Source organism: Ralstonia flaminis (genome assembly GCF_958415495.1).
Lineage (GTDB): Bacteria > Pseudomonadota > Gammaproteobacteria > Burkholderiales > Burkholderiaceae > Ralstonia > Ralstonia flaminis.
On sequence record NZ_CATZLL010000005.1, the window covers coordinates 84209 to 99630 of the forward strand.

The following is a 15422-nucleotide window of genomic DNA, read 5'->3' on the forward strand; positions in this document are numbered from 1 at the left end:
TGCAGAACGGAAAACTCATCGGACAGCGTGTGCTGTTGCGTGGATGAGTCCGGGCGATCGCATCAGGCACCGTCGCCACGGTTGGAAGTTGTTCCTGCACTGTGGACACGCTAACCCCGGAGAGCCAACACGCTTTTCCCTGGGGTTATTCACAGGTGGGGGTGGAGTTGTCCACAGAGGGGTTCGGCAAACCGTCGTGATGCGGCCGGGACAGGTACCATTCCGCTCGCTCGACCACCCGTGCGTTCATCGATACTCCAATGACACCGATCTCTGCCATTCGTCCAGGCGTAGCACTCGCCATTGCATTGCTGACAGCAACCAGCGCACACGCGGCCAGCTTCGATTGCGGCGCGGCGCGTAGTCCCATCGAGCACGCCATCTGCAATGACACCCAACTCTCCGCGCTCGACAGTGAGCTGGCAAATGCGTATCGCGCCGCGTTGAACAAACATGGTGCCGACACCGATGCGTTGAAGGCTGGGCAGCGCGAATGGCTGAAGCAACATGCGCTGTCGTCTGGCGAGATCGATGTCGCGGTGCTGAAGACCACGTATCGCGCGCGCATTGATGAACTGCAATCGCAACCGGAATTCCCGAGCTCGAGCGCAGCGGTTGATGGTCCGGTCTTTTCAATGAAGCACATCGCGAAGCAACATGATTTTGTGCTGCGCATGCTGGAGGCGTGCCCGGAGAGCAACGCAGACAGGGATGCAACCTGTGAAGGGCCTGCCCAGTTGCTCATCTATGACAAGGGCCAACGGACGGTGCGCCAGACCATCAATCTGCCGGCGGTCTTTGTCACGCTACCGCAAGGGGGCAAAGGGCCGCTGGTCAACTCGGCCCGGCTCTATGACTACCAGGGCGTCATCAACGTGGGCGACTTCAACTTTGACGGCCAGGAAGACTTCGGCATCCAGACGGGCAACAACGGCAGCTACGGTGGCCCGAGCTACGACATCTATCTGTTCAACGCGCGCACGCAGCGCTTTGTCCGCAACAGCGAGATGACGGAGCTGATCCTCGAGACGCTCGGGTTCTTTGAGGTCGACGCCAAGAACAAGCGTCTACGCACGTGGGCGAAGAGTGGTTGCTGCTATCACGAGCGCACCGTGTACGCCGTCGAACGAGATGTGCCTGTCGCCATCGAGCGCCGTATTGATGACGCACAGGGTGGCGGTGACAAGATGAAGGTCACCGTGGAAACGCTCGTGAATGGCAAGTGGCGCAGCAAGGTGCATTACGAGCCGATGCCGAAGTGAGTTGCCCGTAGCGGGCAAGAATGCCACTCGCTGATACCCCACACAGATGTCGCAGTGTGATCCGGCTGGAAGAATGCTAAGAACCTGATTGGCAAACAAACCGCGCCATAGACAAATCAGCGATATACGACCCGTCGGGCAGCCGTATGCGCTTCTCGAACCGTCCTTCTTCCACGAATCCAAAGCGCTTGTACAAGGCAATGGCGCGGGAATTCGTCGCCCTGACTCGAAGCTCAACCTTTTCGATGCGGGGATGGCTTTCCGCCCACGCCATCAGTTCGGTCATGAGAACAGTGCCGACTCCACGCGCTAGGTGACCGGGGTGGACAACGATCGTGAGACTGAAGACGTGAGAGAGCGCGATGAGCGTCATCGGCTCCAGAAACGCGTGCCCGATCGGGGTGCCCTCGTGCTCTGCCACGAGGTACAGCCCGTCTTGCTCAAGAAGCGCGATCTTTTGTTCGAATGCTTCAACCTGCAGCTCGTGAGGCTGTGACACCAGCAGCCCCGCGGTGAGTGCGGTGGCCTTTTCAGCGGCGCACAAGGTGGCGGCATCGGCTTGGCTTGCTCTTCGAATGGTGGTTCGTACCGTCATGGTGGCCTGAGGCTAAGGGCTGCTATCCAAAGAACGAAATGTTATCCCCAGAAGTTGTCCACACCCGTTATCCACAACGGTTGTCCACACGGGTGTTTCAGATCTGCAAAGGTTTTGGTTCGAAACACGCGCCCCTTGCTGGCACGCCGGTCGCAAGACTTGGCGGCACAACCTGTGGCGCGACTTTTGCATCGCGCACGGCGGCTTTGCCAAGTCCCGTTTTGAATGTGCGATACCGATACCGGGCTCACCCATTTGGGGTGGCACCCGCTTGCTGCGTTGCCAGCGCAACGGCATCAATCATCGGGAGCAGGCGGCGGGCAGTTCGGGTCTGCGCGCGGAGCCACGGGATCGGCACAAGCCCAACGAGGAGTGAAGCCATGCGCATGCTCATGAACGTGCGAATCCCGCACGAACCCTTCAACACCTACGTGCGCGATGGCTCCATCGCCGAGCTGATCCCGCGCGTGATGGCGTCGATCAAACCCGAGGCCGCGTACTTCACTGAACAGGCCGGTGGCCGCGGTGCGGTGCTCATCGTCAACCTGGAGGAACCCTCGCAGATTCCCGCATTGGCCGAACCGTGGTTCCTGCTGTTCAACGCCGATTGCGAGTTCCGCGTGGTGATGCATGCAGAAGATCTGCAGAAGGCGGGGTTGGCGGGGATTGGCCAGCAGTGGAAGTAAGAGGCATCGGGGCAGTACACACATCGCGCCCCGACTGCATCCGGCCAGCAAAATTGTCACAGGCAGACGTGCGCCAGGAACTTGCCGGCGTACGGCGGACTCCCTTTTGTCATATGCATTCATGGAGCGTCCGTCATGCGCAGCACCTTTGCTTGCGGAAAACACCTGTTCGCCGCACTGGCCTTGTTGTCGGCGTGTGCCGGTGCGGCAGCCGGTGAGCTGCGTCATTTTCTCTACACCGGTTCGGATGAACTGACCAGCATCGAGCCGCTGCTCCAACGACCTGATATTGGGGGCGTGCAGATCGTCTATCGCTGGAAGTCGCTGGAGCCTGAGCCGGGCCGCTACGACTTCTCCGGCATTGAGCGCGATCTTGCGTATCTGCAGCAACGCAAGAAGCAACTGTTCGTGCAGGTGCAGGATCGTTTCTTCCTGCCCACTGCGCGCCATATTCCCTCGTATCTGCTGACCGACCCCGCGTATGGCGGTGGGCTGGTGCGTCAATCCGATGACTCTGAAGTCAACCCCGGCGGCAGTGGGTGGGTGGCACAGCAATGGAATCCGGCATTGCGCCAGCGCTTCCAGGCACTGCTGAGCGCGCTGGCCAAGCAGTTCGACGGCCGCATCATGGGGATCAATCTGCCGGAAACGGCCATCGACATTGATCGCAAGCGTGACAAGACGCGCTTCAGTTGTGATGGGTACTTCAACGCCACGCTGGAGAACATGCGCTTCGCCCGGCAGCAGTTCCATCAGTCCGCGGTGGTGCAGTACGTCAACTTCTGGCCATGCGAATGGGACAACGATCACCAGTACATGTCCCGCACATTCGCCGTCGCTGCGCAGCAGGGCATTGGCCTTGGCGGGCCGGACATCGTCCCCTGGAAGAAAGCGCAGATGAAGAACGCCTATCCGTTCTTCCATCAATACAAGGGCAAGCTACCACTGGTAGCGATGGCGGTGCAGGAGCCCACGCTGCGCTACGTCAACCCCAAGACCGGCAAGCCATTCACACGCGACCAGTTTGTGAGCTTTGCCAAGGACTATCTGGGGGTGGATGTGATTTTCTGGGCGGTGGATTCGCCTTGGCTCAGGCGGTAGATGTGCGGGCCGGGGCCGGCGATCCTTGCAGGCTCCGGTGCACTCCACATGACACCCCCGCATGGTCGTAAAACAATGGCCCTAAACCTCTACCACCAACGAAAGGTTAAGGCAGGTGTTTTCCTCTGACCAACTAAATCAGAACATTCATCCTTTCCGCCAACAAACATTATCTCGCAAACGATTAAATCGAAAATCCGTCCGCAAATAAATAATCTTCACAACAGGAGTCAAGCGACGGAATTTGCAACCCAGTTGGCGCCAACATAACCTTCCCCTCGCTTCACAAAATAAGCGCTGTTTCTTAGAAAAACAGATCGCACAAAGCAAGCGCCCGCACAACGCATGGGCTGGCCCAACGCCAAGGGAGTGGGATTCACACGCCGTACCGACACGCGGCGCCTGAAGCACGCACGGTAGTTTGTTATGGATACATACATTCCAGAGTCAACCGGAATGCGGATTCGTGCGCGCTGGAACTTTTTATCTTGAATATCGCTGCGTTTTCATCGGATGGATTGAAATTAAATCCAAGGGATTATTTCGCCAGAAATTCAAGATTTTGACTGAGTACCATGACGGCGCCGGCATGACCCCAGATCAGGTCGCCGCCATTTCCTGCGCCCGACAGCCGGCAGGCGCAGTTCTCACAGACAGGAGACGTTGGTCATGAACAAGCCTTTTGAATTTACGGAAGTCGATTTGTCTGCAGTGAGCCTGGCCGCCACGACGGATTGGGCCAACCTGGGCGGTGCGTTCCGCGGTACGCCGCAGCAGATCTTCTACGGCGGCTCGATGTACGTCTTCACGCGCAATACCGACAACACGCTGGGCATGTGCACGGTGGCCACCTCGGGTGACAGCGGGAGCTGGTCGAAGTGGGGCGGCACGCTGCAGTTCAACCCGTCTGCGGCACCGTCGCCCAACGGCACCATCGCGGTGATCGGTCTGATGCAGGCTGGGCAGGTGCAGGTGTCGTACATCAACCCGTTCATCGGCTCGTACACGCCGTGGACGACCATCGGTGGTGGCACGCCGACCACCTTTACCGGCGCACCGGTGCTGGCGGTGAACTCCAACCAGCGGCTGGAAGCGTTCTCGCTTGATACCGCCGGCAACCTGTGGCACTCCTACCAGACCGCCGTGGCCCCGACCATTACGTGGTCGAACTGGTCGAAGCTGGGCGGCGGATTCAACCCGCAGGCGCAGGAGTTCAGCGTGTTCCTGCTGCAGAACAGCGGCCAGCTGCAGGCCGTGGTGCTGGGCAAGGACAACAACCTGTATCAGTCGACGCAGTACGCGGGTGGCGGTGCAGACAGCTGGAGCGCATTTGCCGTGGTGGGCGCAGGCTCCAACCCGATGCCGCAGTTCGTCAACGGCCCAGCCGGCAACTTCTGCTCGAACACCAACAACGCAACGTACGCCGGCTGCAACAGCCAGTCGGCTCAGGGGCAAAACCCGCTGGTGTTCTGCGCACCGTCGAGCAACCCGTCGTACAACTTCCCGACCTGGGGCGGGGTGGGCAACCTGACGGCGGATCAGTATCCGATGCTGTCAGTCGCGCCGCTGATCGTCAGCAACGCGGGCACGCCGCAACTGGTCTGGATGACGAACTCCCGGCAAGTGCTGCTGGTGTCGCAGTCACTGGCATCGCCCACGTTCTGGATGAACAACGTGCAATCGGTGGGTAACGCCAACCCACGCTTCACGGGCCTGATCAATGCCGTGATCAGCAACGGCGCTGTCAGCCTGGCGCAGGCCAATGCTGACGGCACGCTGTCGTACATCAACTATCTGCCGCAGTAACGATCCCTCGTACGCGACGTTGCCCAATGTTGCGTCGTTGACCGGGCCGGAGTGCGTTTCCGGCCCGTTTTTATTGGCCTATCAACGCAGCAATGGTGTGACGATGCGTTCAAGCCGTTCGGTCGTCCACGCGGGCTCATGCGAATCCCAGCCGTTGTCGGCCAGCAAGCCATTGCGGTCGATCGTGAAGTTGACCGGAATCCGCCACACGCGGCCGTAGCCGCCCGCATAGGCACTGCCGAGCAGCCCCACAGGAAAGCTCCAGGCCGCCGCCATTTCACGCACCGCCGGCAGCGAGGCCGGCTCATCCAAGCTGAAGCCGAGGACGCGCAGGCCGCGGTCTGCGTGCTTTGCTGCGTAGTCGGAGAGCAAGGGCAACTCCTGATGGCACGGGCCGCACCATGTCGCCCAGAAGGTCAGGATCACAACGTGGCCACGCAGGTCTTCGGTGGAGATGCTGTGCCCGTCAATCGTGTGCAGCACCAGCGCAGGCGCAGGCCGCCCGACTTCAAGGCTCGCGGCCCGCGCATCGCGAGATGGACTCACCAGCCCGGCGCCCAGCGCTGCCGCGCCGGCCGTCTGCAGCCAGGCGCGCCGCGACCATGTGCGGTCTGAACGCGCTTGCACATCAGAAGGCATAGCTGGCTCCGACCGTGCCCGACCAACGCGGGAAGAGTTGATACCCCTGCAGGTTGCTGTAGAGCGCCTTCTGCAGGAACGCGTAGATCTGCATGTTGTGCGTCACGCTTACCGTCACGCCCGGCGACAGGTAGACCACCGTACCAGCGGTGTTGGTGGTATCGGCCAGCGCGCCCTTGTCGGCGTTCTTGCGCGTGATGTTGAACTGCAGCTGCGGCACGATGTGCGGATTGGCCTCGTAGCGCACACCAAAGCTCATGGTGGCAAGGTTGCCCGGACGGAAATCCGCGCCAGCCTCGTTCAGGCGCTGATGCACGGCAGCCTGGAATTGACCGTTGATGAAGGCATCGAAATCCTGGCTGACGGGCTGGTAGTAATAGGCGCCCAGAATCACATCGGTGCTGCCTGTGCCGGGCTGGAGGCTGGTATCCAGTGCCTGCCCGCCCGCGCCGTTCGGGCCGCTGTTGAAGAACACCGGATTGCGCCCGACGGTGTTGCCGGTCAGCACGTTTTGCCCACCGTAGCGGCCAGTCGGCAGCTTGATGCCCAGTTGCACGCCCAGGTTATGCGTGGGTAGAAAGCCCTGATAGCTCGTGATCAGCTTGATGTCGCCCAAGCCGCTGGCGGTGGCGCCGCTCAGGTTATCGGGCGTGAGCTGATCCGACGTGACCGCGCCATAGGTTGTGTGGCTGCGGTCCACATACGGCACGATCGCGCTGAAGTTCCAGCTGCTGTTTGGGCTGTAGTTGATCCCGAGGTTGAAGTAGCGGTTGATGGTCTGATGCTCAACCTCCTGGTTGCCACCCGCGTCATTGATGCTTGCGGCCTGCGCAGGCGTGACCGATCCGGTGCCGCTGCGCAGTTGGTTCTGCGGGATGTACGTGTAGTCCAGGCTGATGCGCCAGCCCGGGATGGCTGAGTAGCCCATCGCGGCATCCGTGCTGAGCGAGCAGCCGCAGGTGGCGCAGGCATGCGCTGCGATGGGTGCAAACATGCCGGTGGCGCAGGCGAGCAGTGTCGCGCACCGGATCATGTTGGATGGTGTTGTCATGGGGATTCCTCACGCTGATAGGTACGTGCGCGCCCTGACCAATGGTCGGTACGCCGCACGGCGTCTTGTCTGAAAACGGCTCGAGCCGGGCGCGAGTGCGCTGCGCAGTCGCTGCCCTGGTTGACGTGGTCAGAGGAGGAAGGGTGAATCGCGCGGCCGACCGGCGTGGCGCGCTTGATGCGCTGCTAGGCGTCCGCGTTCCGCGGGCCATGCCGTTGCCTGGGTGGGGGCCGGCTCCACCATCGGCGGAAGGGTTGTCGGCACCAGCACGTGGTCTGCCAGCAGATCGCAGTAGCCGCAGGCCGCATGGTGGTGGCCGGCTGGCATCTCGTGCCCGATGGGCAGGGCCGTGCTGGCGGCAGCCGATGGTTTGGCCTCACAAAGCGGCGCAGCCTGCTCGAACGCTTGCAGCGCTTGTGCCTCCAGCGCCTGACTCACCATCGGCACAAACAGCACGAGCACCATCGCCACCAGGCCAAGCCAGGCGGTCAGTCTTTTGCGGGTGCGGGCGAAATGCATGGTGGCCAATGAGGCTGCCGGGCGGCCCTGTGTGGACAGCATCCAGCATGTGCGGATGCGCGGTATTACACCGCAAAACAGCATCGGTATCCAGATCAGCGGCAGGGGGCGTGTTGTTTGGCGTTTCGCAGTAGGCGTGCGGCCGATCCGCATGCAGTTGAATCGTGCATTGGGGCGCGCTTCTTCGAGAACTTACTTGCTGAGGCAACCGTTGAATCCGCGTTGGCGGCAAACCGTCGCACCGCGTGAACAACCCCTGAACGTGACAAGAGCCGCACCGGGCAGCTCTTTTTCAGGGGAACAACAAAGCGAGCGCCGTCTTACGCTCCAGCCGCCCCATCCCCACCTTCCTGCGCTTCACGCTCTTCACGTTCCTCGCGCTCTTCACGGGGCAGGGTCAGCATGCCGGTGTTGTACACGTACTCGTACACCTCGCCGTAGCGGCCCCATTCAATGCCGATCTTGAGCACGCGCTCGGCTTCTTCGGGCTTGAGGTAGGCCTCCAACTCGCGCAGGACCTGCTCTTCGCGAATCTCGCCGTCTTCATTGGCTTCCAGCTCGGCACGGATGTGCGAGGCCAGGGCCACCTGTTCGAGCAGCTTCTGGCCGAACAGCACCTTGCGCTCGGGCGGCTCGGTTTCCATGTAGGTCTTGCCGAACGGGGTGACGATGATGTCGCCGCGCTCGATGGTGGCGAGCTGCAGCAGGGCCAGCGCTTCGCAGGCGGGCAGCAGATCGTCGTCGGTCACGCCGGCTTCTTCGGCCAGGTGCGGCAGGTCGGCGCGGCCGTTGAACGGCGCTTCCACCAGCAGGTCCAGGATGGCCTCCATCTGGCCGATCTCGGCTTCCGGCAGGCGGTAGGCCAGTTGCTGCGCAGCAGACTCGGCGCCCACATGCACGCCCACGCGCTCGGGCGAGGTCATCAGGCCGTACACCTCGTCGATGAGGTTGCGCACGGCGGCGGAATCGCGGTTGCGCGGGCGCGGGAAGGGCACGCGCACTTCGGCACGGATACGCCCCGGATCGCTGGAGAGGATGACAATGCGGTCCGCCATCATCACCGCCTCTTCAATGTTGTGCGAGACGATCAGGATGGCCTTGATCTTGGTGCGGCGGTCCTCCCACAGGTCGAGCATTTCGTCGCGCAGGTTCTCGCCGGTCAGCACGTCCAGCGCGGAGAACGCTTCGTCCATCAGCAGCAGGTCGGGCTCGGTGACGAGCGCGCGCGCAATGCCCACGCGCTGGCGCATACCGCCCGACAGTTCGCGCGGCAGGGCGCTGTTGAAGCCCGACAGGCCGATCAGGTCGATGGCCTGCTCGGCGCGCTCCTCGCGCTCGGCCTTGCCCACGCCTTGCGCTTCCAGGCCCAGCTCCACGTTCTGCTGCACCGTCAGCCACGGGAACAGCGCAAACGACTGGAACACCATCGCAATGCCCTGCACCGGGCCGCTGTATTCGCGCCCGCGGAACAGCACCTGGCCGCGGTCGGCCCGCACCAGGCCCGCCATGATGCGCAGCAGGGTTGACTTGCCCGACCCCGATTTGCCCAGCATGGCGACGATCTCGCCCTCGCGGATGTTGATATCCAAACCCTCGAGCACCGAGCGGTCGGTGTGGTCTGCGGTGCGGAAGATTTTCGAGACGCCGCGCAGCTCGATGACGCTTTCAGTATTCACGCCGTTGGTGGCCATGTTGATGCTCTCTGCTAGGTATTCGGATGACAAGCGCGTCGGTTTACAGGCGGGTGCGCTCTTGCGCGATGTCGTACAGGCGGTTCCACAGCAGCCGGTTGAAGCCGACCACGAACAGGCTCATCACCACAATGCCCAGTGCAATGCGCGGGAAATCCCCCTTCGATGTCATCTCGGCGATGTAGCTGCCCAGGCCCGTAGCGACCAGCGTGCGGTCGCCCCACGTGACGTATTCGGAGACGATGCTGGCGTTCCACGAACCGCCGGCAGCCGTCACCAGGCCCGTGAGCAGGTTGGGGAACACGGCCGGGATCAGGAAGCGCTTCCACATCAGCCAGCCGCGCAGGCCAAAGTTGCGCGCGGCCAGTTTCAACTCGGTCGGGATGCCCGTCGCACCGGCAATCACGTTGAACAGGATGTACCACTGCGTGCCAAAAATCATCAGCGGGCTCAACCAGATCTCGGGGTTGAGCGAAAAGCGCGCGATGAGCATCACCGCCAGCGGGAACATCAGGTTGGCCGGGAAGGCCGCCAGAAACTGCGCCACCGGCTGCGCGATACGCGCCACGTTCGGGTTCAGGCCAATGCGGATGCCGATCGGCACCCAGATCAGCGCAGCCAGCGCAATCAGCACGATCACGCGCGTCATGGTCAGGAAACCGAGCCACAGCACGTGGCCCACTTCTGCCCAGCCCACCTCAGAGCGCACGAACTGCAGGATGTGCACGACGGCGGCCAACGCGGCCAGGATGATGATCACGTCGGCCACGCGGTTCCACCACGGGAAACGCGCGAAGGCGCTGTCGCTGTTGACGGCCGTCGGGCGGGTGCGCTCAGCGCCCCAGGAGAGCGTGCGCTCGGCCAGCGCGGCGGTGCGCTCGAGCAGCGCCTTGACCCATTCGGAGCGGCGCAGCAGGTCAAGCAGCCACGATTGCGGCTCGCGCTCGGAGGACATCGCATCGAAGCGGAAGCGATCTGCCCAGGCAATCAGCGGGCGGAACAGCAACTGGTCGTACAGCAGAATGCCGATCAGCATGGCGAGAATCGCCCAGCCGATGGCCGGCAGGTTCTGCTGCTGGATCGCCAGCGAGATGTACGAACCGATGCCCGGCAGCTTGATGTCGTGGCCCGATACCGAGATGGCCTCCGATGCCACCACGAAGAACCAGCCGCCCGACATCGACATCATCATGTTCCACAGCAGGCCCGGCATGGCAAACGGCACCTCCAGGCGCCAGAAGCGCTGCCACTTGGACAGGCGGAACACCGTGGCCGCCTCTTCCAGGTCGGTCGGGATGGTGCGGAACGATTGGTACAAAGAGAACGCCATGTTCCACGCCTGCGACGTGAAGATGGCGAAGATGGCCGCGCATTCCACGCCCACCAGGTTGCCCGGGAACAGCGCAATGAAGCCCGTGACGGTAATCGACAGGAAGCCCAGCACCGGAATCGATTGCAGGATGTCCAGCGCCGGCACCATGACCTTCTCGGCCGTGCGGTTCTTGGAGGCAATGGCCGCAAACGCAAATGAGAACGCCAGCGACGCACCGAGTGCCAGCAGCATGCGGATGCTGGTGCGCAACAGGTAGTAGGGCAGCTCGACCACATCGAGGCTCACGTCCAGCTGCGTCTCACCCGGCGTGTACGGCACGTTCATCTGCTTGGCGGCAAAGGCCACCAGCACGATGGCCGCCAGGATGATGGGCAGCAGTGCCAGGTCAAAGCGGTTGGGCGGCGCCGTCAGCAGGTTGCCGAAGTTGACGCCAAAGTTGGCACCGAAGGGGCCCCGGACGGTGGTTTCGTTGTCGTTTTGCTGCATCTTGAATGACCGGGACAAATCGCTGGACAAATCGCGCTGACGAAAGTCGTGTGGCCCGATGTCTGGACCAAGGCGCGATACGTGGCGTGGGTGGCAGGGCGCGGCGCTTGGCACCCGGCGGCAAGCCGCCTAGTTTACCTTGCGTAACGCCGGATCTCGCCGTGCGGTTGTCAGTCTGCCTACGTCACATTCCAGAAATGTGACAGAGATGCGACAACGTTGGTTTGTCATCTTTCTTCCAACATATTGCCCGCCGCCTGCCCTGGAGCCGCTCCATGTCCGCCATCGCGCAAGTGATCATTACCGTACAGGGCCGTGTGCAGGGTGTGGGCTATCGGGCTGCCTGTGCCGACATGGCCCGGGCGCTGGGCCTGCGCGGCTGGGTGCGCAACCGTCGTGATGGGGCGGTCGAGGCTTTCCTGGCCGGCCCCGAAACCCATGTGCTGCGCATGCAGGAATGGATGTGGGAGGGCCCCGACAGCGCCCTGGTCACCCAGTTGGATGTGGCTCCGGGCACGGCCGAGGTATCGGTATCCGGGTTCGAGATCCGGCCGACGGTGTAGACCATACCGCTAGGTCCTTGCCGCGCCAGTCCCTACATGGGCAATAAACGGAAACAAACGCGACACGAAACCGTCACCTACGGGCCCAGAGCGGCTCCTAGAATCGACCACTCCCCCAGCCCCCGCCTTGGTGCCCCCCATGTCGCATCCCCTTTCCGTGCAACCCGGCGCTGTGCCCGCGCGCTTTCGCAATGCCGGCATTGCGCTGTTTCTGCTGATCCTGGCGGCCGGTGCCGCCTACGTGATCAGCCACCTGGTGTCCGACCTGGAAAGCGTGGCCTCCAGTTCGGTGTTTCCGTTTGTCCTGCTTGGCATTGCACTGGTCATCGCGCTGGGCTTTGAGTTCGTCAACGGTTTCCACGACACGGCCAATGCAGTGGCCACGGTCATCTACACGCATTCGCTGTCGCCGCATCTGGCGGTGGTGTGGTCGGGCCTGTGGAATTTTGCGGGGGTGCTGACCTCCAGTGGCGCAGTCGCCTTCGGCATCCTGCAACTGCTGCCGGTGGAGCTGATCCTGCAGGTGGGCAGCCACTCGGGCTTTGCGATGGTGTTTGCGCTGCTGATCGCGGCCATCATCTGGAACCTGGCGACGTGGTACCTGGGGCTGCCGTCGTCCAGTTCGCATACGCTCATCGGCTCGATCATCGGCGTGGGGCTGATGAACCAGCTCCTGCGCGGCGCCAACGGCACCAGCGGGGTGGATTGGAGCCAGGCGCTGGGGGTGGGCAAGTCGCTGCTGTTCTCGCCCATCATCGGCTTTCTGCTGGCGGCGCTGCTTCTGCTGGTGCTCAAGGCATTGGTGCGCGTGCCGGCGCTCTATGCCGAACCCGAGGGCAACCAGCCCCCGCCGTTCTGGATTCGCGCGTTGCTCATCCTCACCTGCACGGGCGTGTCGTTCGCGCACGGCTCCAACGACGGGCAGAAAGGCATGGGCCTGATCATGCTGATCCTGATCGGCACGGTGCCCACCGTCTACGCGCTCAACCGCGCCGTCACGCCGGCCGAGACGCAAACCTTCCTGGCGGTGTCGCACCAGGCGTCGGCCGCCTTCGGCAGGTACGCCAACGGAGTGGCGCCTTCGGCCAACCCGCGTGCGGATGTGCAGACCTACGTGCAGTCGCGCACGCTCACGCCGGCCACGCTGCCCGCCGTGCAGGCACTGACGGACACCATTGCCGTACAGGTCGGCCAGACGGGCTCGATGGCCACCGTGCCGCAAAACGAGGTGGATAACGTGCGCAACAACATGTACTTGGTCTCCGAGACCATCCGCCTGCTCAAGAAGAACGGCCAACCCGCCATCAGCAAGGATGATCAGGCCATCATCGACAACTACAAGCAGCAGCTCGACCACGCCACCAAGTTCATCCCCACGTGGGTGAAGGTGGCGGTGGCGATTGCGCTGGGCCTGGGCACGATGGTGGGCTGGAAGCGCATCGTGGTGACGGTGGGCGAGAAGATCGGCAAGCAGCACCTGACGTACGGGCAGGGCGCCTCGGCCGAGTTGGTGGCGATGGCCACGATTGGCGCGGCCGATGCGTATGGCCTGCCGGTGTCGACCACGCATGTGCTGTCGTCGGGCGTGGCGGGCACCATGGCTGCCAACGGATCGGGGCTGCAGTGGAATACGGTGCGCAGCCTGCTGCTGGCATGGGTGCTGACGCTGCCAGCGTCGATCGTGCTGGCCGGCGCGCTGTACTGGGTGTTCAAGGCGGTGTTCTGAACGAAACCCGCACAGCGCGCTGGCGTTGCTGCTGGTACCGGTGCCTCAGCAGATCAGTAGACGTTCGGGACGATCATCTCGTCGGGCACCGGGTGGCGGATGTATTCCGCGTGGTGCACACGTTCGGGCAGCACCACCGGCGGGTGCGGCACCGGGTGATACGGCACCTGGCCGAGCAGGTGGTCGATACAGTTCAGGCGCGCGCGCTTCTTGTCATCGGCCAGCACCACCCACCACGGCGATTCGGGAATGTGCGAGCGCTCCAGCATCGCTTCCTTGGTGCGTGTGTAGTCTTCCCAGCGGCGGCGGCTTTCCAGGTCCATGGGGCTGAGCTTCCACTGCTTGAGCGGATCGTCGATACGGCTCTGGAATCGCACTTCCTGCTCTTCGTCCGTCACCGAAAACCAGTACTTGACGATCTGGATGCCGGAGCGCACGAGCATCTTCTCGAACTCGGGCACCGAGCGGAAGAACTCCTCGTATTCATCATCGGTGCAGAAGCCCATCACGCGCTCAACACCGGCACGGTTGTACCAGCTGCGGTCGAACAGGACGATCTCGCCGGCAGCGGGCAGGTGCGCCACATAGCGCTGGAAGTACCACTGCGTGCGTTCACGATTGGTGGGGGCGGGCAGGGCGGCCACGCGGCACACGCGCGGGTTCAGCCGCTGGGTGATGCGCTTGATGGCGCCACCCTTGCCGGCGGCGTCGCGCCCTTCAAAGATCACCACCAACCGGTGGCCGGTCTCGATCACCCAATCCTGTAATTTGACCAGCTCGCCCTGCAGGCGGAACAGCTCGCGGAAGTACATGCGTCGGGTCTCGCGAGACTCTTCGCTGATGCCCTCCCCGCCGAGCAGGTGGTCGTCGATTTCCATTTCCAGCTCCTCGTCCAGGGTGTCGAGGAGGTCTTCCTGCAGCCGCGCCTGTCGCGCCGCGTCGCGTTCGCTCATGATGTTCTGCTCCTGCCGTCCTACTGAATGGGGCACGCCGCCCCGGGGGCGACGCATGTTCAAGCATACGCCCGAGTAGGTAGCACGCCCATGTGGCATGGCAGTGACATGGGGCGGCGGGGCACCAGCAGGCTTAGCTTGTCTGGGCTTCAAGCGTGAACTTGGCGGCACTGTCCTGGCCGAGTAGGCGGACCAGCGTGGGCATGGCCTCTTCCAGCTGCACCTTGAGCGTCCACGGCGGGTTGACGATGAACATGCCGCTGCCGTGCAGGCCCAGGCCGCCAGCCACCGGCTGCTTGACCGTCAAGGTCACGTGCAGCCAGTCGCTTGCTCCCAGCCGCTTCAACTGTGCCGGCAGTTGCACCGATTCACGCCGTTGCACCTGCGGATACCACACCGCATACATGCCGGTGGCAAAGCGCTGCAGACTGTCCTGCAGGGCCTGCACGGTGCGCGCGTAGTCCCGCTTGTCTTCAAACGAGGGGTCGATCAGCACCACCGCGCGGCGCGGCGGCGGGGGCAGGATCGCCTTGATGCCGGCAAAGCCGTCGCCGTCATACAGCATGACCCGGCGGCCGGCACCGCGAAAGTTGTTGGACAGCACCTTGATCTCGGTGCTGTGCAGCTCGAACAGGCGCAGGCGATCGGCGTCGCGCAGCATCTGCCACGCCAGCCACGGCGATCCGGGGTAGTGCTTGAGGTCGCCTTTCGGGTTCAGCTCGCGCACCTGGTCGAGATAGGCGTCGAGCAGCGGGGGCATCGATTCACCCGCGGCGGCGGCGCGCCACAGCGGGCCGATGCCGGTGTCGAACTCGGCCTTCTTCTGTGCCCACTCGTGGTCCAGCGCATAGAGGCCGGCGCCCGAGTGCGTGTCGATGTACCAGAACGGCTTGTCCTTCTGCGTCAGGTAGTCGAGCAACTGCGTCACGACCGCGTGCTTGAGGACATCGGCATGGTTGCCGGCGTGAAAGGCGTGGCGATAACTGAGCATGGACAGGCCAAGTGCGCTTG

At 63.0% G+C, this 15422-nt stretch carries 14 protein-coding genes; 6 read left to right on the forward strand and 8 right to left on the reverse strand.

Annotated features, from left to right (window positions below; translation table 11 throughout):
• The first annotated feature begins 260 nt into the window (after positions 1-260).
• Complete coding sequence (locus R2N11_RS09210; RefSeq protein WP_316680871.1) at positions 261-1262, forward strand: lysozyme inhibitor LprI family protein; 1002 nt, start codon at positions 261-263, stop codon at positions 1260-1262.
• 76 nt (positions 1263-1338) lie between these two features.
• Here the strand turns inward: R2N11_RS09210 and R2N11_RS09215 are convergent, their stop codons facing one another.
• Positions 1339-1857 (reverse strand): GNAT family N-acetyltransferase, encoded by a 519-nt coding sequence (locus R2N11_RS09215; RefSeq protein ID WP_316680872.1) that lies wholly within the window; start codon positions 1855-1857, stop codon positions 1339-1341.
• A gap of 380 nt (positions 1858-2237) precedes the next feature.
• On the opposite strand from R2N11_RS09215, the gene R2N11_RS09220 reads away from it, so the two are divergent.
• The 3 genes from R2N11_RS09220 to R2N11_RS09230 all read left to right on the forward strand — a co-directional run bounded on the left by R2N11_RS09220 (position 2238) and on the right by R2N11_RS09230 (position 5450).
• Positions 2238-2543, forward strand: coding sequence for a panthothenate synthetase (locus R2N11_RS09220; protein ID WP_316680873.1), 306 nt, complete (start codon positions 2238-2240; stop codon positions 2541-2543).
• A 135-nt stretch (positions 2544-2678) separates the two neighbouring features.
• A complete protein-coding gene (locus R2N11_RS09225; protein ID WP_316680874.1) occupies positions 2679-3644 on the forward strand; it encodes a hypothetical protein in 966 nt (321 codons plus the stop codon).
• 669 nt (positions 3645-4313) lie between these two features.
• A complete protein-coding gene (locus tag R2N11_RS09230) occupies positions 4314-5450 on the forward strand; it encodes a DUF8189 domain-containing protein (RefSeq protein WP_316680875.1) in 1137 nt (378 codons plus the stop codon).
• An 81-nt stretch (positions 5451-5531) separates the two neighbouring features.
• On the opposite strand, the gene R2N11_RS09235 is transcribed toward R2N11_RS09230, so the two are convergent.
• The 5 genes from R2N11_RS09235 to R2N11_RS09255 all read right to left on the reverse strand — a co-directional run bounded on the left by R2N11_RS09235 (position 5532) and on the right by R2N11_RS09255 (position 11169).
• On the reverse strand, positions 5532-6089 hold the full coding sequence (locus R2N11_RS09235) for a peroxiredoxin family protein (RefSeq protein ID WP_199028765.1): 558 nt from the start codon (positions 6087-6089) through the stop codon (positions 5532-5534).
• Positions 6079-7122 carry a transporter family protein gene (locus tag R2N11_RS09240; RefSeq protein WP_430715432.1) on the reverse strand — a complete coding sequence of 348 codons (1044 nt, stop codon included), beginning with the start codon at positions 7120-7122 and terminating at the stop codon, positions 6079-6081. The genes R2N11_RS09235 and R2N11_RS09240 overlap by 11 nt, the downstream gene beginning before the upstream one ends.
• A 147-nt stretch (positions 7123-7269) precedes the next feature.
• Positions 7270-7701, reverse strand: a complete 432-nt coding sequence (locus tag R2N11_RS09245; protein WP_316680877.1) for a DUF2946 domain-containing protein — start codon at positions 7699-7701, stop codon at positions 7270-7272.
• Between the two features lie 278 nt (positions 7702-7979).
• Positions 7980-9350, reverse strand: coding sequence for an ABC transporter ATP-binding protein (locus R2N11_RS09250; protein WP_199028768.1), 1371 nt, complete (start codon positions 9348-9350; stop codon positions 7980-7982).
• A 43-nt stretch (positions 9351-9393) separates the two neighbouring features.
• On the reverse strand, positions 9394-11169 hold the full coding sequence (locus R2N11_RS09255) for an ABC transporter permease (protein ID WP_199028770.1): 1776 nt from the start codon (positions 11167-11169) through the stop codon (positions 9394-9396).
• Between the two features lie 275 nt (positions 11170-11444).
• Between R2N11_RS09255 and R2N11_RS09260 the strand changes: the two genes are divergently transcribed.
• Both R2N11_RS09260 and R2N11_RS09265 read left to right on the forward strand, forming a co-directional pair.
• Complete coding sequence (locus R2N11_RS09260) at positions 11445-11732, forward strand: acylphosphatase (RefSeq protein ID WP_199028772.1); 288 nt, start codon at positions 11445-11447, stop codon at positions 11730-11732.
• A 139-nt stretch (positions 11733-11871) separates the two neighbouring features.
• Positions 11872-13458, forward strand: a complete 1587-nt coding sequence (locus R2N11_RS09265; RefSeq protein WP_316680878.1) for an inorganic phosphate transporter — start codon at positions 11872-11874, stop codon at positions 13456-13458.
• A 53-nt stretch (positions 13459-13511) separates the two neighbouring features.
• On the opposite strand, the gene ppk2 is transcribed toward R2N11_RS09265, so the two are convergent.
• On the reverse strand, positions 13512-14411 hold the full coding sequence (gene ppk2, locus R2N11_RS09270) for a polyphosphate kinase 2 (protein ID WP_199028776.1): 900 nt from the start codon (positions 14409-14411) through the stop codon (positions 13512-13514).
• Between the two features lie 133 nt (positions 14412-14544).
• The gene (locus R2N11_RS09275) at positions 14545-15402 is read right to left on the reverse strand and encodes a 23S rRNA (adenine(2030)-N(6))-methyltransferase RlmJ (protein WP_316680879.1); all 858 of its coding nucleotides are present in this window, start codon (positions 15400-15402) and stop codon (positions 14545-14547) included.
• Positions 15403-15422 lie beyond the last annotated feature (20 nt).